This is a genomic window from Heyndrickxia shackletonii, from assembly GCF_001420715.1.
Taxonomy (GTDB): domain Bacteria; phylum Bacillota; class Bacilli; order Bacillales; family Bacillaceae_C; genus Margalitia; species Margalitia shackletonii.
On the sequence record NZ_LJJC01000006.1, the window covers coordinates 479,783 to 500,748 of the forward strand.

Annotated in this window: 17 protein-coding genes and 2 tRNA genes; 17 read left to right on the forward strand and 2 right to left on the reverse strand. The window is 36.9% G+C overall.

All coding sequences use genetic code 11. The annotated features are described in order from the left end of the window. The first annotated feature begins 72 nt into the window (after positions 1-72). The 11 genes from pth (at position 73) to AN964_RS20655 (ending at position 11,226) form a co-directional block, all read left to right on the forward strand. The gene (gene pth / locus AN964_RS20605; RefSeq protein WP_055741683.1) at positions 73-630 is read left to right on the forward strand and encodes an aminoacyl-tRNA hydrolase; all 558 of its coding nucleotides are present in this window, start codon (positions 73-75) and stop codon (positions 628-630) included. Between the two features lie 264 nt (positions 631-894). Beyond that, a complete protein-coding gene (gene fin / locus AN964_RS20610; RefSeq protein WP_055741684.1) occupies positions 895-1,125 on the forward strand; it encodes an anti-sigma-F factor Fin in 231 nt (76 codons plus the stop codon). A 213-nt stretch (positions 1,126-1,338) separates the two neighbouring features. Beyond that, complete coding sequence (gene mfd, locus AN964_RS20615; protein WP_055741685.1) at positions 1,339-4,872, forward strand: transcription-repair coupling factor; 3,534 nt, start codon at positions 1,339-1,341, stop codon at positions 4,870-4,872. Positions 4,873-5,110: 238 nt separating this feature from the next. Continuing rightward, positions 5,111-5,647: a stage V sporulation protein T gene (gene spoVT / locus AN964_RS20620; RefSeq protein WP_055741686.1), complete on the forward strand. Its 537-nt coding sequence runs from the start codon at positions 5,111-5,113 to the stop codon at positions 5,645-5,647. A 240-nt stretch (positions 5,648-5,887) separates the two neighbouring features. Then, the gene (locus AN964_RS20625) at positions 5,888-7,465 is read left to right on the forward strand and encodes a putative polysaccharide biosynthesis protein (RefSeq protein WP_235950800.1); all 1,578 of its coding nucleotides are present in this window, start codon (positions 5,888-5,890) and stop codon (positions 7,463-7,465) included. A 6-nt stretch (positions 7,466-7,471) separates the two neighbouring features. Beyond that, a complete protein-coding gene (yabN, locus tag AN964_RS20630) occupies positions 7,472-8,929 on the forward strand; it encodes a bifunctional methyltransferase/pyrophosphohydrolase YabN (RefSeq protein WP_055741687.1) in 1,458 nt (485 codons plus the stop codon). 20 nt (positions 8,930-8,949) lie between these two features. Beyond that, complete coding sequence (locus AN964_RS20635) at positions 8,950-9,213, forward strand: RNA-binding S4 domain-containing protein (RefSeq protein WP_055741890.1); 264 nt, start codon at positions 8,950-8,952, stop codon at positions 9,211-9,213. A 153-nt stretch (positions 9,214-9,366) separates the two neighbouring features. After that, positions 9,367-9,672 (forward strand): sporulation protein YabP, encoded by a 306-nt coding sequence (gene yabP / locus AN964_RS20640; RefSeq protein ID WP_055741688.1) that lies wholly within the window; start codon positions 9,367-9,369, stop codon positions 9,670-9,672. Further along, positions 9,669-10,307, forward strand: coding sequence for a spore cortex biosynthesis protein YabQ (yabQ, locus tag AN964_RS20645; RefSeq protein WP_055741689.1), 639 nt, complete (start codon positions 9,669-9,671; stop codon positions 10,305-10,307). Before yabP ends, yabQ begins: the two co-directional genes overlap by 4 nt. A gap of 33 nt (positions 10,308-10,340) precedes the next feature. Continuing rightward, on the forward strand, positions 10,341-10,748 hold the full coding sequence (locus AN964_RS20650; RefSeq protein ID WP_055741690.1) for an FtsB family cell division protein: 408 nt from the start codon (positions 10,341-10,343) through the stop codon (positions 10,746-10,748). Between the two features lie 73 nt (positions 10,749-10,821). Beyond that, positions 10,822-11,226 (forward strand): S1 domain-containing RNA-binding protein, encoded by a 405-nt coding sequence (locus AN964_RS20655; RefSeq protein ID WP_055741691.1) that lies wholly within the window; start codon positions 10,822-10,824, stop codon positions 11,224-11,226. A 160-nt stretch (positions 11,227-11,386) separates the two neighbouring features. On the opposite strand, the gene AN964_RS20660 is transcribed toward AN964_RS20655, so the two are convergent. Both AN964_RS20660 and AN964_RS20665 read right to left on the reverse strand, forming a co-directional pair. Next, positions 11,387-11,458 (reverse strand) — tRNA-Glu (locus AN964_RS20660). Between the two features lie 9 nt (positions 11,459-11,467). After that, positions 11,468-11,544, reverse strand: a tRNA-Met gene (locus tag AN964_RS20665). A gap of 383 nt (positions 11,545-11,927) precedes the next feature. Here AN964_RS20665 and spoIIE point away from each other — a divergent pair. From spoIIE to ftsH, 6 genes are all read left to right on the forward strand, one after another. Next, a complete protein-coding gene (spoIIE, locus tag AN964_RS20670; protein ID WP_055741692.1) occupies positions 11,928-14,402 on the forward strand; it encodes a stage II sporulation protein E in 2,475 nt (824 codons plus the stop codon). Between the two features lie 258 nt (positions 14,403-14,660). Next, complete coding sequence (locus tag AN964_RS20675) at positions 14,661-15,398, forward strand: vWA domain-containing protein (protein WP_055741693.1); 738 nt, start codon at positions 14,661-14,663, stop codon at positions 15,396-15,398. Then, positions 15,367-16,350 (forward strand): serine/threonine protein kinase PrkT, encoded by a 984-nt coding sequence (gene prkT, locus AN964_RS20680; RefSeq protein ID WP_055741694.1) that lies wholly within the window; start codon positions 15,367-15,369, stop codon positions 16,348-16,350. Before AN964_RS20675 ends, prkT begins: the two co-directional genes overlap by 32 nt. 373 nt (positions 16,351-16,723) lie before the next feature. Then, entirely contained in the window at positions 16,724-18,145 is a 1,422-nt protein-coding gene (gene tilS, locus AN964_RS20685) for a tRNA lysidine(34) synthetase TilS (RefSeq protein WP_055741695.1), read from the forward strand. Then, a complete protein-coding gene (hpt, locus tag AN964_RS20690) occupies positions 18,145-18,690 on the forward strand; it encodes a hypoxanthine phosphoribosyltransferase (RefSeq protein WP_055741696.1) in 546 nt (181 codons plus the stop codon). Before tilS ends, hpt begins: the two co-directional genes overlap by 1 nt. 132 nt (positions 18,691-18,822) lie before the next feature. Further along, the gene (gene ftsH / locus AN964_RS20695) at positions 18,823-20,817 is read left to right on the forward strand and encodes an ATP-dependent zinc metalloprotease FtsH (protein ID WP_055741697.1); all 1,995 of its coding nucleotides are present in this window, start codon (positions 18,823-18,825) and stop codon (positions 20,815-20,817) included. Positions 20,818-20,966 lie beyond the last annotated feature (149 nt).

Consider the following 20,966-nt stretch of genomic DNA (forward strand, 5'->3'; position numbering starts at 1 on the left):
TATTAAATATGAAATCTAAACGTAAAAAGGCAAGGGTCCTTTTTATGTTATATTTAATTTGAGGTGTAAATAATGAAATTAATCGTAGGCTTAGGTAATCCCGGGTCACAATTTGATAAAACAAAGCATAATATTGGCTTTGAGGTAATTGATGAATTATCTAATCGGTATGGTGCCACCTTAAATCAATCGAAATTTAATGGACTGTATACCATCATCCATAAAAATGGTCAAAAATTTATGCTATTAAAACCGTTAACTTATATGAACTTATCGGGAGAATGTATTAGACCGATAATGGATTATTACGATATTGATCTTGAAGATTTATTGGTTATCTACGATGATCTTGATCTTCCTGCTGGAAAAATCCGCTTACGTCAAAAAGGAAGTGCCGGAGGCCATAACGGAATTAAGTCTACTATTGCACATGTTGGCACTCAAACCTTTAATCGTATACGTATTGGAATAAGTCGTCCAGAAAATGGAATGTCCGTTCCGGATTATGTGTTAAGTAAATTTAAAAAAGAGGAATGGCCGACCCTTCAAATAGCTATTGAAAAATCAGCAGATGCATGTGAACAATGGCTGGAAAAACCATTTATAGAAGTAATGAATCAATTTAATTAAGGCTCTTTTCTTAAACTTTGTATAAAATCCAATAGCTGATTTTAACCTGTTGCTTTTGTATACGAAAGCACGCAGTTACAACTTTATTTTGGTTGGAATTAAAACTTATAAGAAAAGATGCCCCAAAGCCAAGCCTGATTAGGATTTATTACAGATGACGTAAAGCAATAATTAATGAGAAAACAGCAATAATTAATTTCGCACGAATAACTCCTTATCAACCGGTTCATACTATTAAAAAAGCTATGATAAGGAGGCAAAAGAATGGCGATACATTATTTTTGCCGTCATTGTGGAACCAACATGGGGATCTTAGATAATTTGTCCATCCATGCAGACCATCTTGGTTTAAATACATTAACAAATGAGGAACGCCAAGACATGATTTCCTATGAATCAAATGGTAACATTCATATAAAATCGATTTGTGAGGATTGCCAAGAAGCACTTACAAGTAATCCTGAATTACATGCATATGATTATTTGATTCACTAGTCCGCTTTGGAAGAGAATCCAAAGCATTTTTCTGTTTCTTGTTTTTATAGGGTTCCTGGCATAAACTATGTTGTTTTTAATAGTATAGTAAATCTAAATTAATATCGAGTTTTGTAAAAAGATGCTTCTGCACTTATATCAAAACATTCTTTATAAAAAAAGTAATTGTTTCATATAGTCCATAATAGTTATTTAAGAAAGGAGGGCTATTGATTGAAGGGATTAAAGCAAATTATTTTGCAACAGGATGAAGTTCAATCGGTCATTACTGGTATTGAAGGGAATTTAAAGGAACAACTGGTAGCGGGTTTGTCCGGATCCTCCAGGACCGTCTTTATTTCATCTATCTTTGAAAAGTCGAATCAATCCATTGTAATTGTGACATATAATCTTTTGCAAGCTCAGAAATTATATGATGATTTATCACAATTAGTCGATGAAGATCTCGTATATTTATATGCCGCAAATGAACTCATTGCTGCAGAAATAGGAATAGCAAGCCCAGAATTAATGGCCCAGCGCATCGAAACTCTAAATTTTCTTGTATCGAAGAAAAAGGGGATTATTATTGTTCCTATGGCAGGATTGCGGAAAGTTCTGCCTTCAGTAGACCTTTGGAAAAAGTATCAGCTAGCTTTTGAAGTTGGAAAGGATATAGACCTTGAATCTATTTTAGAATCTCTTATTGCAATGGGATATGATAGGAATGATATGGTTGGTGCCCCGGGGGATTTTAGCTTACGCGGGGGTATTTTAGATATCTATCCTTTAACAGAGCAAAACCCAATTCGTATTGAATTATTTGATACCGAAGTGGATTCGATAAGGACTTTTTCTGTAGAAGATCAGCGGTCTATTGAGAAAAGGAATGATATTTTAATTGGACCTGCAACAGAAACGCCTATTGACTCGGATACATTAGTAATAATGGCAGACCGACTGGAAAAGGAGCTCTCTAAAACTCTCAAAAAGGTGAAAAGTGCAAATTCAAAGGAGCTTTTAACACAAAATATTGGATATGCAATTGAAACCTTAAAAAATGCACAAAAACCTGAACAATTCTTTAAATTTCTCTCATTAGCATACATGAAACCTGCAAGTTTACTAGATTATTTAGATGGAAAAGGACTTGTCATACTAGATGAATATAGTCGTATTCAGGAAATGAATGACCGCTTAGAGAATGAGGAGGCGGAATGGTTTACTTCCCTTTTAGAGGAAGGTCAAATTGTGCACGGATTGGAAGTATCCCACAATTTAACAAAGCTATTAATTCAAGCAAACTTGCCAAGACTATACTTATCCTTGTTTTTACGACATATTCCGAATACAAATCCGCAAAACATTGTGAATATAACTTGTAAGCAAATGCAAAACTTTCATGGTCAAATGCATGTGTTAAAGACTGAAATGGAGCGCTGGAGGAAGGGGAACTTTACCGTCGTCTTTCTAGCAACAGATGAAGGACGCATTTCAAAGTTACATAGTGTGTTAGAGGATTATGAGATCGAAGCGGCAGTAGTAGAAGATTCTAACAAGCTATTACCGGGCCATGTTCAAGTTATTCAAGGAAACCTTAACACCGGATTTGAGCTTGCGATGCAGAGGCTTGCAGTGATTACTGAAGAAGAGCTTTTCAATAAAAAGACAAAAAAAGCTCCTCGGAAACAAAAGCTATCAAATGCGGAGAGAATTAAAAGCTATTCAGAATTAAAAATAGGTGACTATGTTGTTCACGTCAATCATGGTATTGGAAAATATTTAGGAATTGAGACGCTTGTCATTAATGGGGTCCATAAAGATTATTTACATATTAAATATCAAGGGACCGATAAGCTTTATGTTCCTGTCGAACAAATTGATCTTGTACAAAAATATGTAGGTTCCGAAGGGAAAGAGCCTAAAGTATATAAATTGGGTGGTACGGAGTGGAAGAAGGTTAAGAAAAAGGTCCAATCCTCTGTTCAAGACATTGCAGATGATTTAATTAAACTGTACGCAGAACGAGAAGCAGCGAAGGGATATGCCTTTTCGCCTGATGGTGATATGCAAAGAGAGTTTGAAGCAGCCTTCCCATATCAAGAGACAGAGGATCAACTGCGTTCTATTCTGGAAATCAAACGCGATATGGAAAGAGAACGTCCGATGGATCGTTTATTGTGCGGAGATGTTGGCTACGGAAAAACAGAGGTTGCTATTCGGGCTGCATTCAAAGCCATTATGGATGGAAAACAGGTAGCCTTTCTTGTTCCAACGACTATATTGGCTCAACAGCATTATGAGACGATGAAGGAACGTTTTCAGGATTATCCCGTCTCCGTAGGGTTATTGAGTCGATTTAGAACAAAAAAACAACAAACAGAAACCACCAAAGGCTTGAAAAATGGAACAGTAGACATTGTTGTTGGTACCCATCGCATTTTATCGAAGGATGTACAGTTTCATAATCTTGGCTTGTTAATTATTGACGAAGAACAAAGATTTGGAGTTACACATAAAGAAAAAATTAAACAAATGAAAACAAATGTGGATGTTTTAACGTTGACTGCAACTCCGATCCCTAGGACATTACATATGTCCATGCTAGGGGTTAGGGATTTATCCGTTATTGAGACTCCGCCTGAAAATCGTTTCCCTGTTCAAACGTATGTCATGGAATATAATGGGCATCTTGTGCGAGAGGCAATTGAGAGGGAATTAGCCAGAAATGGTCAGGTTTATTTCTTATATAACCGTGTAGAGGATATTGAAAGAAAAGCAGAGGAAATATCAACCCTTGTCCCGGATGCCCGTGTAACCTATGCACATGGCCAAATGACAGAGAGTGAACTGGAATCTGTTATTTTAAGCTTTTTAGAAGGAGAATATGATGTTCTTGTTACAACTACTATTATCGAAACTGGTGTAGATATTCCAAATGTTAATACATTAATTGTGTATGATGCTGACCGTATGGGATTGTCCCAATTATACCAGCTGCGCGGACGTGTTGGACGATCTAATCGTGTTGCATATGCTTATTTCACCTATCGTAAAGATAAAGTGCTAACGGAGGTTTCGGAAAAGAGACTTCAAGCAATCAAGGAGTTTACGGAACTCGGTTCTGGTTTCAAAATTGCCATGCGTGATTTATCGATAAGAGGGGCAGGGAATATCCTCGGCGCTCAACAACATGGATTTATTGACTCCGTTGGCTTTGATTTATATTCACAAATGTTAAAAGAAGCGATTGAAGAAAGAAGGGGTACGGAGGATCAAGACAAGAAAGTACCTTTTGAGATTGATTTAGAAATAGATGCTTATATTCCAGATACGTATATTGCAGACGGTCATCAAAAAATTGAAATGTATAAACGATTTAGAGCTATTGAATCGTTAGACGAATTAGAGGAATTAAAAGAAGAAATGATCGATCGTTATGGAGAGTATCCTGTTCAGGTCGAATATTTGTTTATGATTTCTGAAATGAAGGTATTTGCAATAGAGGCTAGTCTAGATTCAGTTAAGCAAGCCAAACAGACAATATCCGTCCTTGTTTCGGAAAAAGGAACACAGAATATAGATGGACCAAGGGTTGTAGAGGTTTGTAATAGATTTGGCCGTGCGGTAGGCTTTGGAATGGACGGAAATAAATTAAAAATTACTTTGAATATCAAAGGAATCCCAGAAGAAAAATGGCTTTCCATTATTATGGATATTGTAAAAGAATTGAAATATGCAAGTAAGCAAACAGAACATGTCGGATAACAATGTTTGGAGAACATCACAGCCTATAAGTTGTGGTGTTTTCCCTTTTTTATCCAACTTGATGGTTTATTTTCTATTTTATGGAGGTAAAGATACATTGTAAGAAAAAATAACTCATATGTATAGAACTTCCTAGATGAAAGATACTAATGACAACGTTGGTAAAAGATTCATTCATTTACAAATCAGGCAGTAAAATGCCGATTAAAATCATCTGATGAAAGTGAGGCAACATAAGATGAAAGCAACTGGAATAGTTCGTCGTATTGATGATTTAGGAAGAGTTGTAATTCCAAAAGAAATTCGCAGAACGTTACGTATTCGTGAAGGGGATCCTTTGGAGATTTTTGTTGATCGGGATGGAGAAGTCATATTAAAAAAATATTCTCCAATCAGTGAGTTAAGCGATTTTGCGAAGGAATATGCAGAGGCATTGTATGACAGCTTAACTAGCCAAGTTTTAATTTGTGACAGAGATGCTGTGATTGCAGTGGCAGGTGGATCCAAAAAGGACTACTTAAATAAAAATATTGGGGAAGTTATTGAAAAGGCCATGGAGGATCGTAACCCTGTACTTGTTACCAATAAGGGACAAGCATCACTCGTAGATGGTTACGAAGAAGAGCTTTCGTCCTACACTATTTCTCCAATTGTTGCAAATGGCGATCCGATTGGTGCGGTAGTTATTTTCTCGAAAGAACGCACAATGGGTGAAGTGGAACAAAAAGCAACAGAGACTGCTGCAGGATTCCTAGCAAGACAAATGGAGCAATAAAACTCTGCAAAATGTTGGAAGCAGGTAAAGATATCCTGCTTCTTCTTTTTTTGGAAAAAGGGTACCTATTCTTAAGTGGATGAAGAAGTTTATAAGATTTTTCTTTTACAAAAGCAATAAAGTTTAAGAAAAAGCCATCACAAATGACGAAAAGCGATCCGAAAACAACTCTTGTTATTTTTCCCCTTCCATATGATATGCTATAATACGACATATTTTAGTATAGGAAGGTAGAAGAATTTGCCTCAAGAGGATTCTAAGAAATTATTTAAAGGAGCTTTTATTTTAACTATTGCAGCAGCAATCACAAAAATTCTAAGTGCTGTTTATCGAGTTCCATTTCAAAATATAGTAGGAGATGTAGGTTTTTACATATATCAACAAATATATCCAATTTATGGAGTCGCGATTGCATTAGCAACCTATGGGTTTCCTGTGATTATTTCAAAATTTGTTGCCGAAGGTGAAGCTTCAAATAATATTAGCGTTAAGCAAATGATGCGGTCCATTTTCATATTGTTAAGTTTCCTGGGAATTATTTTATTTTTGCTTTTTTTCATAGGTGCATCATTTTTTGCAGATTTAATGGGTGATCCAAAATTAAGTTCTTTAATAAAAATCATTGCTTTTTCCTTTTTGCTAGTGCCGTTTATCTCTGTTATAAGAGGCTTTTTTCAGGGGAGAGGAAATATGCTTCCTACTGCAGTATCACAAGTAACGGAACAATTTATTAGGGTAACGTCTATTTTACTTCTGACCTTTTTTTTAGTAAGAAGAGGATATTCCCTTTATGTTGCAGGTGAAGGAGCACTAATTGGGTCGATAGCGGGTGGAGTGGTATCTTTATTATTACTAGTCTTGCTCCTGTTTCGATATAAAAATAAGCATCCACTGCGAGTTGGGAACACACAAGTCAAATTAGGAAAAACCTTCTTACTGCAAGGCTTGGCGATTTGTATAAGTGGAATGCTACTTGTTTTATTTCAATTAGTTGATTCCTTAAATATTTATGCCCTATTAACAAAGTCAGGCGTATCCTTTGGTGATGCCAAGACGTTAAAAGGGATATATGACCGTGGGCAGCCATTATTACAATTAGGAACGATTGTTGCGACATCCCTTTCCTTAACATTAGTGCCGGTAATTTCTGGAGCATATAAAAACGGGGATTTATCTATTTTAAAGGAAAAGGTAAGTATCGCCATAAAAATTAGCTTTATTGTCGGAATAGGTTCCACCGTTGGATTAATCAATATTATTCAGCCAACCAATATCATGCTTTTTAAAAACGATTATGGCTCCCTAGTATTAGCCGTATTTTCTATATCCATTCTTTTTAGTTCCATCATATTAACGGTAACTGGAATTTTACAAGGTATCGGGCGTGTTTATATTCCAGCCGTGTATATGATAATCGGTGTTATATTAAAGTTTTTTGCTAATCAAATGTTCGTTCCCAAATTAGGAACTTTGGGTGCTTCATTAGCAACTGTCCTATCTCTTGGAATCATATCCTGTCTTTTTATGAAGGAGCTTAATAAACTAAAATTAGGACGTTTACCATTTTTATTTTATATAAAGGTGCTAGTTTCAGCGCTGATCATGACGGCAGTTCTGCAAATTTGGGTTACATGCTGGGAAAATTACATTTCTTTAAGTCGAACTTCAAGTGTTTTTCTCGCATTATCAGGAGTGATCGTTGGTGGAGCAGCATATCTCATTTCCATTACGTGCTTCAAACTTTTTACGAAAGAGGATGTACCATTTCTTCCATTTGGCGACAAGCTTTTTCGAATTTTTACAAATAAGGAGAGATAAGATCGAATGAGTAATCAAATAACGGTAATTGGATTGGGAGCGGGTGACATTAATCAGCTTCCTTTAGGAATATATAAAATAGTCAAAAGCGCTAAAGTGCTTTTTTTAAGAACGAAAGAACACCCTGTAGTAAGGGAATTGGAAGAAGAAGGGATCCATTTTACCAGCTTTGATGATGTATATGAACAAAATGACCAATTTGAGATGGTGTATGAGGAAATTACAAAACACTTGCTAGCTGCCGCACGTAATGAGGATATTACTTATGCAGTACCGGGGCATCCGCTGGTTGCAGAAAGGACCGTTCAATTATTACTGGAAAGAGGGAAAGCGGAAAATATTGATATTGTCATAGCTGGGGGGCAAAGCTTTATTGACCCTTTATTTGCAGCTGTAAAGGCAGATCCGATTGAGGGATTTCAACTTTTAGATGGAACAGATCTACATAGAGATGATATCCGGACAAATCAACATCTCATTATTGGACAGGTATATGATGCATTCAGTGCCTCTAATGTGAAATTAACGTTAATGGAAAAATATCCAGATGATTATTTGATTTCTATAGTAACAGCAGCAGGCTCAAAGGAGGAAAGGGTTAAAACCATCCCACTTTATGAACTGGATCGCCAAGTTGAAATCAATAATCTGACAAGTGTTTATGTTGCTCCAATGAAGGAAACATCCCTAAAAGAGTTTACTGCATTACGGTCTATCATTGCTGACTTGAGAGGCCCGAATGGGTGTCCGTGGGATAAGGAACAAACACATCTTACCTTGAAAAAATATTTATTAGAAGAGGCATATGAATTATTAGAGGCAATAGATGAAGATGATATAGACCATATTATTGAAGAGCTTGGAGACGTTCTTCTTCAAGTTATGCTGCATGCACAAATTGGGGAAGACGAAGGTATGTTTTCCATTGAAGATGTAATAGAAGGCATTTCTGATAAAATGATTCGGAGACACCCGCATGTTTTCGGTGAGGTAGTCGCAAATAATGTGGAAGATGTATTGAAAAATTGGAGTGAAATAAAAGGACAAGAAAAAGGGCATGAAGCGAAAAAATCTGTATTGGATAAGGTAGGAAAGGGATTGCCTGCACTAATTCGTGCGTTTGAATATCAAAAGTGCGCGTCCAAGCTTGGATTTGATTGGGATCAGGCGGAAGAAGCATGGAAAAAAGTTCTGGAGGAAATGAAGGAATTTCAGGCGGAAATAACGAAAAAGGATAAACAGAAGCAGATTTCAGAGTTTGGAGATCTTCTTTTTGCTATGGTTAATGTTGGGCGCTTATTATCCATTTATCCGGAAGAAGCCCTTGAAAGAACAAATCAGAAATTTAAAAGAAGATTCCAATTTATTGAAGAACAAGTAGAATCAAGCGGAAAATCATTTTCGGAATTTACATTAGCCGAGCTAGATGAATTTTGGGATCAGGCAAAAAAAGCAGGATTATAGAGGTGAAAATTATGACAACGATGAGATTAGATAAATTTTTAAAGGTTTCCAGATTAATCAAAAGGAGAACTCTTGCAAAGGAAGTAGCAGATCAAGGAAGAATCACGATTAATGGTCAGCAGGCAAAAGCAAGCTCAAATGTGAAAATTGGTGATGAGCTGGTGGTTCGATTCGGTCAAAGACTAGTAACGGTGAAGGTAGAAAATCTGCAAGAAAACACTCGTAAAGAGGACGCGGCCGGTATGTATTCGGTACTGAAAGACGAACGGATTAATCAAGAATAGTCACTCCCTTTTATAGGGAGTTTTTTTATTGTATTGAAACAGGCTTGTTCTTTTTTTCCGAACCTTGACATACACATGATTATATAGCTTGGACTAGTTGAAAGATAGCTGAAAGCATATGTATGGCAGGAATACGGAAAGCGGGGGATTAAGTTGAGTCAGTATTATGATACACCTTCTAGTGGGAAAAATGTAAATCAAGAACATGATGTGATTATGAGAGGGAGGAAGCTTTTAGACATTACGGGTGTAAAACAAGTTGATAGCTTTGACAATGAAGAGTTCCTATTGGAAACGGTGATGGGCTTTTTAGCTATTCGAGGACAAAACCTGCAAATGAAAAATCTCGATGTAGAAAAAGGGATTGTTTCCATCAAGGGGAAGGTCTTTGATTTGGTATACTTAGATGAACATCATGGGGAGAAAGCTAAAGGCTTCTTTAGCAAGCTATTCCGATGAGCCTAACCACCCAGTTTTACACGATGCTTGCCATGATCGCTATGGGAAGCATTTTTGGTGCCTCCCTTGATACGTATAACCGTTTCCTTCAAAGAGGTAAGAGAAAAAAGTGGATTGTATTCATCAATGATGTGATGTTTTGGCTGATACAGGGACTAGCCATCTTCTATATTTTGTTCTTAGTCAACTATGGGGAAATCCGTTTTTATATATTTATTGCATTAGTTTGTGGTTTTGCGGCATATCAAGCTTTAATGAAAAATATTTATGTTAAATTACTTGAGGCAATAATTAATGCCGTAATATCAATCTATCAATTTATACTACGATTATTTATGTCGCTGATTTTTCATCCAATTAAATGGATTGTTTTGGCAATCATTACGCTATCCATTACATTAGGAAAGGTACTATTGTCCCTTGTAAAAATGATTATAAAGATGTTATTATGGGTGTTAAAGGTTATATTTTATCCAATTAAATGGATTCTAAGTTTATTATGGAAATTAGTTCCTGGATTTATTAAAAAATCAGTCGAAAAATTCTATTCTGGATTTGCAGGGATTTTGGAAAAAACTAAGAATAAAGTTATGTATGCGTGGAAATTTATAAGCAGTATTTTTTATAAAAAGTAGGGTTTTATAGGAATCAAGATAGGAGGTTTAGAGATGGGTGTCCGGAAAGAAAAAAATATTACGCCGATGGAAAATGCATATACAAAACAGCAAATGATGAAAGAGAAAGTAATGGCGAGAAGGAAAAAATTACTTTTCCGCAGATTAGCGGTTTTTAGTATTATCGCATTGGCATCGGTATATTTGTTGGTTTCCACACTCATCTTAAGAAACCACCAGCTTGAGGTAAAACAAGCAGAAAAGGCAAAGCTAGAGAAAAAACTTGCTGATCTGAAGAAAAAAAAGACCTACCTTCAAGATGAGGTAGTAAAATTAAACGATGATAACTATATTGCAAAGCTGGCAAGAAGTGAATATTTCCTTTCTGAAAAGGGAGAAATTATTTTTAACATTCCTGACGACAAGAAGAAGAAGGACGAGGATAAAGATGTGTCTTATTGACACTCTTTTTTAACGTCCGATATAATATATAATAAGCTTTATCTTTTATCTTTTAAGGAGGAAATTATTTTTTATGTCGATCGAAGTAGGCAGCAAGTTACAAGGGAAAGTAACAGGGATCACTAATTTTGGAGCGTTTGTTGAATTGCCTGAAGGCTCAACAGGTCTTGTTCACATTAGTGAAGTAGCGGATAACTATGTGAAGGATATTAATGAACATTTGAAAGTGGGCGATGAGGTCCAAGTAAAAGTCATTAATGTTGAGAAAGACGGCAAAATTGGTTTATCGATTCGAAAAGCAAAAGAACAGGCACCAACTCAGAAACCTCGTCATAATAAACCAAGTCATAATCAACGTCCAAAAGAAAACTTCGAGCAAAAAATGGCTCGTTTTTTAAAGGATAGTGAAGATCGTCTATCTTCATTAAAACGCCATACAGAATCGAAACGCGGCGGCCGTGGTGCTAGACGAGGCTAACTTGCTGTCTATTCACATATAGCAGGTGAAGGTAATCTTCATAAATAAAAAAGGCATTCTTTTTAAGAAGAATGTCTTTTTTGTTTAACAAAAAAAGGTTAGTATTTATGCAGCCAGAAAAAAGCGCCTTGCTTAGCAAGGCGCCTTTTGTGTTTTGTAATGACCCGTACGGGATTCGAACCCGTGTTACCGCCGTGAAAGGGCGGTGTCTTAACCGCTTGACCAACGGGCCATATTAAATTGGTAGCGGCGGAGGGGATCGAACCCACGACCTCACGGGTATGAACCGTACGCTCTAGCCAGCTGAGCTACGCCGCCATATTTAAAAGATATTTCAAAAGCACAAGTTCTATATTACCTACGGATTGGTTCTTTGTCAATATACTTTTACTATTTTTTAAATCAATTTGTGTGGGAAACATTTTTTGTGAGTTTCCTAGGCTAATGGCATAAGATGGACCGTCTTTACAAAATACTGTCGAATGTGCCTTCAATCTCAGTATGCATACGGTATTCTCTTAATAAAGATAAAAATCTCCTGTTTATTATCTCGTTATTTGACGAGAAACATGGAAGACCATCCATCTTTTCGCTGAAAGAAGTCGAACTTTTCTTTCTATTCATCTCTCAATTTTGACAAACTTCTAGACTTGTCCAATATATAATGATTTGCAACTACTACGCTAGAGGGGTGTATAAAAATGGAAAAGGCGGAACATAGCTTTATGGATCAAGGAAGTAACTTAGAGGAAACAAAGCTTGAAGTTTCCAGAAGATTAACCAGTCTTCAAGTAAAGCTAGACCAATTCTTTCTCCAAAAAGGTGTAGCTCTCATTATTATCGGTTTTTTACTTGGACGAGCCTTAATATTATCACATTTATCACCATTTTCACTGCCGTTCTTTGTTTCCGTGTATATGATGAGGAGAAAAAAAGCGCCGTTAGTTTTATTGGGACTGCTTGCAGGTGCTTTTACCTTATCAATCGCCAGTACTGTCTATACTTTTTCGTGTGCGGTCATTTTTTTAGTAGCTTTCCGGCTGTTTGCCAGATTTCATAAGGATGAAATAAAGGCTCTGCCATACTATGTATTTTTTACTTCTTTTGCTGCAAGATGTGCCTTTCTTTATATTCAACATCATGAAACCATTACCTTATATGATGGTATGATGGCTGGGGTGGAGGCATGTCTCACTTTTATCCTCACACTTATATTTATGCAGAGCATTCCACTCTTATCACTTAAAAAAAGAAAAAAAAGTTTCAAAACAGAAGAGGTTGTCAGTCTAATAATTATGCTGGCTTCTGTGCTTACAGGAACCATTGGGTGGTCCATCTATAATTTATCCATAGAGCATATTTTATCGAGGTATCTGGTTCTTCTTTTTGCATTTGTTGGAGGTGCAACGGTTGGATCAACAGTAGGAGTCGTCACAGGTCTCATTTTTAGCTTAGCAAATGTATCTAGTTTCTATCAAATGAGTTTATTGGCTTTTTCGGGATTGTTAGGAGGGCTTTTAAAAGAAGGGAGGAAAGTCGGCACTTCCATTGGTTTATTAATTGCCACCTTATTAATAGGAATGTATGGAGATGCCCAAACTCCTTTACTTCAAAATATTTATGAATCCTGTATTGCCATAATGCTGCTTATTTTAACGCCGCAGCAGTTGACAATGAAAATGGCAAAGCATATTCCGGGAACATCAGAATTTGCTCAGGAACAGCAGCAATACATGAGAAAAATCAGAGACATCACCGTTCACCGAGTTGAACAATTTTCCTCTGTCTTTCAAGCGCTCTCCAATAGTTTCTCCCAATATGATCAGTGGCGGGAAGGGGATCAAGAGGATCAGGAGTTTGATTATTTTTTAAGTAATGTGACGGAAAAAACTTGTCAGTCCTGTTTCAAAAAAGAGCAGTGCTGGGCAAAGAATTTTGATAAAACATATGAATTAATGAAAAAGGTGATGAATGAATACGATCACGGGGATGGAGTATTACCGCAGCGTACACATCGGGAATTAGAAAAGCATTGTGTGAAAACAAAGAAAGTGGAAGATGCAATCTATCAAGAGTTAACCTTTTATTATGCAAATCAAAAGCTAAGGCAACAGGTAAAAGAAAGCCGAAAATTAGTTGCAGAGCAATTATTAGGTGTTTCGGAAGTAATGGGCGATTTTGCAAATGAAATAAAAAGAGAAAGGGAGAATCATCAAAAACAGGAGGAAATGATTTTAGATGCCTTACAGGATTTTGGATTAGAAATTGAACAGGTAGAAATATATAGTCTGGAGGATGGAAATATTGATATCGATATGACCATTCCTACTAATAATAGCCACGGGGAATGCGAAAAAATTATTGCGCCCTTGTTATCTGATATTTTAGGAGAAACCATCGTTGTTAAAAAAGCGGAATATGTAGCTTACCCTAATGGATTTACTTATGTAACCTTTAGGTCGGACAAGGCATATGTTGTAAAAACAGGTGTCGCCCACGCAGCAAAAGGAGGGGGGTTCATCTCGGGGGATAGTTATTCCATGATTGAACTTGGGGCAAGAAAATATGCTATTGCCATCAGTGACGGGATGGGGAATGGAGAAAGAGCACATCATGAGAGTAACGAAACGCTTAAATTGCTCCAGAAAATTTTACAGTCCGGAATAGAAGAGAAAGTGGCTATTAAATCTGTAAATTCCATTCTCTCCTTAAGAACAACAGATGAAATTTTTTCCACACTAGACTTGGCAATGATTGATTTGCAGGACGCGAGTGCAAAGTTTTTAAAGATAGGCTCTACTCCAAGCTTTATTAAGAGGGCTAATAAAGTATTGAAAGTAGAATCTAGTAATTTACCGATGGGAATGATTCAGGAATTTGATGTAGATGTCGTTTCCGATCAGTTGAAGGCCGGAGATCTGCTTGTGATGATGAGCGATGGTATTTTTGAAGGGCCAAAGCATGTAGAAAATTATGACTTATGGATGAAACGAAAAATACGGGAATTGCAAACGGAAGATCCCCAGGAAATAGCCGATTTAATTATGGAGGAGGTCATTCGGACAAGATCAGGAGTAATAGACGATGATATGACGATTGTTGTAGCCAAAATTGAACACAATACCCCAAAATGGGCGGCTATTCCGGTGAGTAAACGAAAAGCATTAATATCTTAGAAACAGTTTATTAAAACTAGGGATCTGCTAATAATGATGCTTTTATACGCCATATATGTACATGCTTCTCCAGGTTTTGTATTGAATAGAGTATGTTCCAGTGCATATATTGTCCATCATCAATAATCACGATACATCCAAAACTAAAAAAATAGTAAACATAAAAAGTATAAAACCCCTTCAAATCGTCGAAGATGGTTATTAACAAAAGCTTCTTTTTATTTTATTCAAAAGAATGACGATTTGGAGGGGAAATCTTTGAAAACAGGAACATTAAAGCAAATTTTGCTTATTACTGATGGTTGTTCAAATCAAGGAGGCGATCCAATAGCAATGGCTGCCTTGGCAAAAGAACAAGGTATCACCATTAATGTTATTGGTGTAATGGAAAATGATGTAATTGATGAGAAGGGAATGCAAGAAATTGAGGGAATATCTATGTCGGGTGGTGGTGTCAGTCAGATTGTATATGCCCAAAGCTTGTCGCAAACTGTCCAGATGGTAACGCGAAAGGCAATGACTCAAACATTACAAGGTGTAGTAAATCGTGAGTTAAAGCATATCTTGGGTCGCAATACATCAATGGAAGAACTCCCGCCTGAGCAAAGGGGAGAGGTAATGGAAGTAGTGGATGAGCTTGGTGAAACAGTAGACTTGGACGTGTTGATTCTTGTCGATACAAGTGCAAGTATGAAGCATAAGCTTCCAACCGTAAAGGAGGCCTTACTGGACCTATCATTAAGCTTAAATGCCAGAATGGGAAATAACCAATTCTCCGTTTTTGTATTTCCCGGGAAAAGGAAAGATGTCGAAAAATTGCTGGATTGGACACCAAGATTGGAATCACTTACTACTGTTTTTTCAAAATTAAGCGTAGGCGGTATTACGCCAACTGGTCCAGCTATTAAAGAAGCGATTGCATATTTTAATAAAAAACGTTCTTTAAGGGGATTGTTATCTCGTGATGATGAACAATACTTTGAAGAGTCAATATAAATTTCAATCAGGCACTGTCATATATGGTAAATGGAATAAAAACCATTATACCCTTGTTAAGGAGCTGGGATATGGTGCCAACGGAATGGTTTACCTGGCAGAAGGAAAACAAGGTTATGTGGCACTAAAAATGAGTGATAATTCGATATCTATTACCTCTGAGGTAAATGTCCTAAAATCATTTTCAAAGGTCCAAGGGAATACCCTCGGGCCTTCTTTGCTAGAAATTGATGATTGGGAAACACATAACAAAAGGATTCCCTTCTATGTGATGGAATATATACATGGACCGGATTTATTAGCCTTTGTGCAAAAGAAAGGCCATGGATGGTCGGATGTATTAATTTTGCAACTTTTAAATGATTTGGATCGTCTGCATCATGAAGGATGGGTTTTTGGAGATCTAAAACCGGAAAATTTAATTGTGACAGGTCCTCCGACACGAATACGTTGTATTGATGTTGGTGGAACAACTATGATAGGACGAGCCATCAAGGAGTATACAGAGTTCTTTGATAGGGGTTATTGGGGAGCTGGTTCTAGAAAAGCAGATCCTAGCTATGATTTATTTGCGACAGCAATGGTAATGATCAATTTATCCTATCCCAAAAGATTTACCAAACAAAGGGAGGGGCTTGAGCAGCTGAAAAAAGCTATTCAGGCTAAGCCGGAATTAGCAGAGCGTCGTGATATTTTATGGAAGGCCATCACTGGTAAATATAGTGCTGCATTAGAAATGCGGAAGGATTTATTAAAAATACTGTCTAGCGATTCTGGTAATACTCAAAATAGCTCCACCATGAAAGTAAATTCAACCAAACCAAAAAAGGGAACCGCTTCAAGAGTAAGAAGGAGAAGGCATAATAAAATTGTTGGCTTTTTAGAAACAATGATGATTATATTAGTAATATCATTTCTATATATTCTATATGTATATGGACATTTACTGTAGGAAGGGGGCCATATTTTGTATGACTCCCTTTTTTTAAATAAGAACGTATAAGTTTATTAACATATTATCGGCCCGAAGATTTCTCCCTCCTTCCTGGGAGTAAGGACTTCAGGTAAAATTACTTTTAAAAATTATACTCGTTGAATTTGAAGTACCAGTTTTCACTAGCTCGTGAATTATCTCGAAATATTTTTTCGCTGTTCACGCCTGTGACGACGAAGGTGAAATTAGTACTTCAACGCTATAACTGCGGCGCTTATCTTTTCTTAACATTATAAATTTCAAATTTTTAATGCTTTATTTTCGATTGAAAAATCTTTATTTGGTACTATAACCTTAAGGTATTTTATAATTTAAAGGAAAGAATAACGATATGCTGTCATTTGAAGTGAAAGTAACTGAATTTATCAAAAAGCATCGATTATTGGAAAAGGGAGATTCCGTATTGGTCGGAGTATCCGGGGGACCGGACTCATTGGCTTTAGTTCATTATTTATTCCATAAGAAGGACTATTTCTCTATCTCTCTGACTGTAGCGCATGTTGATCATATGCTGCGCGGGCAGGAGTCCTACGAGGATTTATTGTTTGTGGAGGAATTTTGCCATCAGCTCGGTGTTCATATCACAGCTGCAAGAATCAATATAGAAGAAAAAGTACATATTGAAGGAAATGGTTTTGAAGAAACAGCAAGAAAATATCGCTATCAATTTTATGACGAAACCATGAAGAAATTTGGTCTGAATAAGCTCGTCCTGGGACATCATGGAGATGACCAAATAGAGACAATTTTGATGAGGTTGACACGCGGTAGTTCTGGAAAAGGACGAGCGGGCATTCCACTTCGAAGAAAGGTAGAGGGTGGCGAGTTAATCAGACCTCTCCTTTGTATAACCAAAAAGGAGATAGAAGAATACTGCAATTATTATCAATTAAAGCCCCGTAAAGACCCTAGTAATCAATCTGCTGAATATACTAGGAATCGCTTCCGAATGGAAATACTTCCGTTTTTAAAAAAAGAAAATAGTCATGTACATGAACACTTTCAGCGGTTCAGTGAGGAATTGTTGGAGGATGAATCATTTTTGCAGGCATTAACAGAGAAAGAAATGAATAAAGTATGGAATAAAACAGATGATGAGATTACCATTAACATTAAGACCTTTTCTATAATGCCTTTGCCTTTACAAAGAAGAGGGATTCAACTAATATTAAACTATCTCTATAAAGAAAATCCTGGTACTTTTTTATCCGTTCATATTGATGCTGTTCTGGAGTTAATAGCGAATCTTCACCATCCATCTGGAAAGCTAGATTTACCACTGGGTTTAACGGTTATCCGTTCTTATGAAAGATGCCGTTTCGCTTTTGCTCGCGCGAAACAATCTTTTGCATATGAATTTATACTAGAGGATGGAGCCAAGGTAAATCTTCCAAATGGATATCTGATTCAAATAAAAAAAGGGAAGCATCTACCCATGAACGAAGGGAATAATATTATCTGTATACATGCAAATGATATTAAATTTCCTATCACTGTTCGCACAAAACGTAATGGTGACAGAATGAAAGTAAAAGGATTAAATGGAACGAAAAAAGTGAAGGATATATTTATTGATAAAAAAGTTCCGATAGACGAAAGGGAATTATGGCCGATTGTAACAGACCATGATGGAATTATTTTATGGATTCCCGGGTTAAAGAAATCATGTTATGACAAGCCGCCCGTACCTAATGAAGCTTATTATATTTTACAATACTGCAAACAATCATCTTCTAGGGGGCAACAAAGTTAATGAAACAAGATATTGAAAAAGTGTTAATTTCAGAAGAAGAAATACAAAAAAAGACGAAAGACTTAGCAGAACAACTTACAAAAGATTATGACGGACGCTTTCCGCTAGCCATTGGAGTTTTAAAAGGTGCGACATTGTTTATGGCTGACTTGGTGAAGCGGATAGACACTTATTTGGAAATGGATTTCATGGATGTTTCGAGCTATGGCAAATCCACTGTTTCCTCCGGGGAAGTCAAAATTTTAAAGGATCTTGATACCTCCGTTGAGGGAAGAGACATTCTTATTATCGAAGACATCATCGACAGCGGGCTCACTTTAAGCTATTTAGTGGAGTTGTTCCGTTATAGAAAAGCAAAATCCATCAAAATTGTGACATTGCTTGATAAGCCAACCGGTCGAAAGGCTAATATAGAGGCTGATTATGTAGGCTTTATTGTTCCTGACGCCTTTGTTGTCGGTTATGGATTAGATTACGCTGAAAGGTATCGAAATCTTCCTTATATCGGAGTTTTGAAACCGGAAGTGTATACGAAAAGTGAATAAGTCTACACTAACAATGTGACGTTTAGAAAATGCTTTCAAAAAAGCTTTTATTGCAAGTGCAAATTGTTGAAATGTCAAGATTCTCTATGATACTATTTATTATAGTTTTCTGAACGTGGGAGGAGGTAAGGAATGAGCAGAATATTTAGAAATACAATCTTTTATGTATTATTATTCCTCGTTCTTATTGGTATCGTAAGTTACTTTAACAATAACAATGAGCCTACGAAGAATATATCATATGATCAATTTGTTTCTTCCTTAGATAAGGGGGAAGTAAAAAACTTCTCTATGCAGCCTGAAAGAGGCGTGTATGAAGTTAGAGGAGAATTGAATAACAAAGAACAATTCCTTACATATGTAATGAATAGTCAGGCAGCGCTTGATCGTATTGATAAAGCTGCTGCAAAAACAAAAGTTAATGTAATGATGGCAAAAGAAACAAGCGGTTGGGTATCCTTTTTCACCTCCATCATACCGTTTGTCATTATCTTTATTCTCTTCTTCTTCTTGCTAAACCAAGCTCAAGGCGGCGGCGGTCGTGTAATGAACTTTGGGAAAAGCAAAGCAAAGCTTTACAATGATGATAAGAAAAAAGTTCGTTTCCGTGATGTAGCTGGTGCAGATGAGGAAAAGCAAGAACTTGTAGAAGTAGTAGAATTCTTAAAAGACCCTAGAAAATTTGCGGAGCTTGGTGCAAGGATTCCTAAAGGGGTACTTCTTGTTGGACCTCCAGGTACTGGTAAAACTTTATTAGCTCGTGCAGTTGCTGGTGAAGCAGGAGTGCCGTTCTTCTCTATAAGTGGTTCTGATTTTGTTGAAATGTTTGTCGGTGTCGGTGCTTCCCGTGTTCGTGATTTATTTGAAAATGCGAAGAAAAATGCTCCGTGTATCATATTTATCGATGAAATTGATGCAGTTGGTCGTCAGCGTGGTGCCGGTTTAGGCGGTGGACATGATGAACGTGAACAAACATTAAACCAATTGCTTGTTGAAATGGACGGGTTTGGCGCTAATGAAGGAATCATTATCATAGCAGCAACAAACCGCCCTGATATTTTAGACCCGGCATTATTACGTCCAGGTCGATTTGACAGACAAATTACTGTTGACCGTCCTGACGTGAACGGGCGTGAAGCAGTGTTAAGAGTTCATGCTCGTAACAAGCCATTAGATCCTACAGTTGATTTAAAAGCAATTGCTTCAAGAACGCCTGGATTTTCAGGTGCAGACCTTGAAAACTTACTAAATGAAGCTGCGCTGGTTGCAGCAAGACAGGATAAGAAAAAAATCGATATGGAAGATGTCGATGAAGCAACAGATCGTGTTATTGCGGGGCCCGCGAAGAAAAGTCGTGTTATTTCCCAAAAGGAACGAAATATTGTTGCCTATCATGAAGGCGGTCATACTGTTATCGGTTTAGTTTTAGATGAGGCAGAAATGGTTCATAAAGTAACGATCGTACCACGTGGTCAAGCGGGTGGATATGCTGTTATGCTACCGAAGGAAGACCGTTATTTTATGACAAAACCTGAGTTGCTGGATAAGATTACCGGTCTATTAGGAGGCCGTGTTGCTGAGGAAATTACATTTGGTGAAGTATCTACAGGTGCTTCAAACGACTTCCAACGTGCAACTAATATTGCACGGAAAATGGTAACGGAATTTGGTATGAGTGATAAGCTTGGTCCATTACAGTTTGGTCAAGCTCAAGGCGGTCAAGTCTTTTTAGGAAGAGATCTGAATAATGAACAAAATTATTCAGATGAAATTGCTTATGAAATTGACCGGGAGATTCAAAGCATTATTAAAGAATGCTATGAGCGTGCTAAAAAAATCCTTACCGAAAATCGTGACAAACTTGAAATTATTGCTCAGACATTGTTAAAAGTGGAAACATTAGATGCGGAACAAATTCGTTCGTTATACGAGAATGGCACTTTGCCAGATCGCAGTTCTGTAGCATATATAGAAAGTAAAAAGTCCGAGGCGGATTCTGATTTAAAGGTTAATATCCAAAAGAAATCAGAAGAGTTTGCTGAGAAAAAGGATGAAACTTCTAGACCAGAAAAGTTTGGTCCAACCAATACAAAGACCGAAGATAATCCTGAAGAACCAAAAGAATAAGGTTAGACGAAAGGGGCATCGTATTCCTAATTCCGATGTCCCTTTTATTTTTGTGTAATTATATGATATCGAGTTTATTTCCGTAAGTGTTGATGGAGGATATCACTTGAATAATCCATACACATTTCCAATGCTCTGAAAGGCTATAT

Coding starts and splice junctions, on each gene's coding strand:
- pth (WP_055741683.1), top strand. CDS start 73: ATGAAATTAATCGTAGGCTTAGGTAATCCCGGGTCACAATTTGATAAA.
- fin (WP_055741684.1), top strand. CDS start 895: ATGGCGATACATTATTTTTGCCGTCATTGTGGAACCAACATGGGGATC.
- spoVT (WP_055741686.1), top strand. CDS start 5,111: ATGAAAGCAACTGGAATAGTTCGTCGTATTGATGATTTAGGAAGAGTT.
- yabN (WP_055741687.1), top strand. CDS start 7,472: ATGAGTAATCAAATAACGGTAATTGGATTGGGAGCGGGTGACATTAAT.
- AN964_RS20635 (WP_055741890.1), top strand. CDS start 8,950: ATGAGATTAGATAAATTTTTAAAGGTTTCCAGATTAATCAAAAGGAGA.
- yabQ (WP_055741689.1), top strand. CDS start 9,669: ATGAGCCTAACCACCCAGTTTTACACGATGCTTGCCATGATCGCTATG.
- AN964_RS20650 (WP_055741690.1), top strand. CDS start 10,341: ATGGGTGTCCGGAAAGAAAAAAATATTACGCCGATGGAAAATGCATAT.
- AN964_RS20655 (WP_055741691.1), top strand. CDS start 10,822: ATGTCGATCGAAGTAGGCAGCAAGTTACAAGGGAAAGTAACAGGGATC.
- spoIIE (WP_055741692.1), top strand. CDS start 11,928: ATGGAAAAGGCGGAACATAGCTTTATGGATCAAGGAAGTAACTTAGAG.
- prkT (WP_055741694.1), top strand. CDS start 15,367: ATGATGAACAATACTTTGAAGAGTCAATATAAATTTCAATCAGGCACT.
- tilS (WP_055741695.1), top strand. CDS start 16,724: ATGCTGTCATTTGAAGTGAAAGTAACTGAATTTATCAAAAAGCATCGA.
- hpt (WP_055741696.1), top strand. CDS start 18,145: ATGAAACAAGATATTGAAAAAGTGTTAATTTCAGAAGAAGAAATACAA.
- ftsH (WP_055741697.1), top strand. CDS start 18,823: ATGAGCAGAATATTTAGAAATACAATCTTTTATGTATTATTATTCCTC.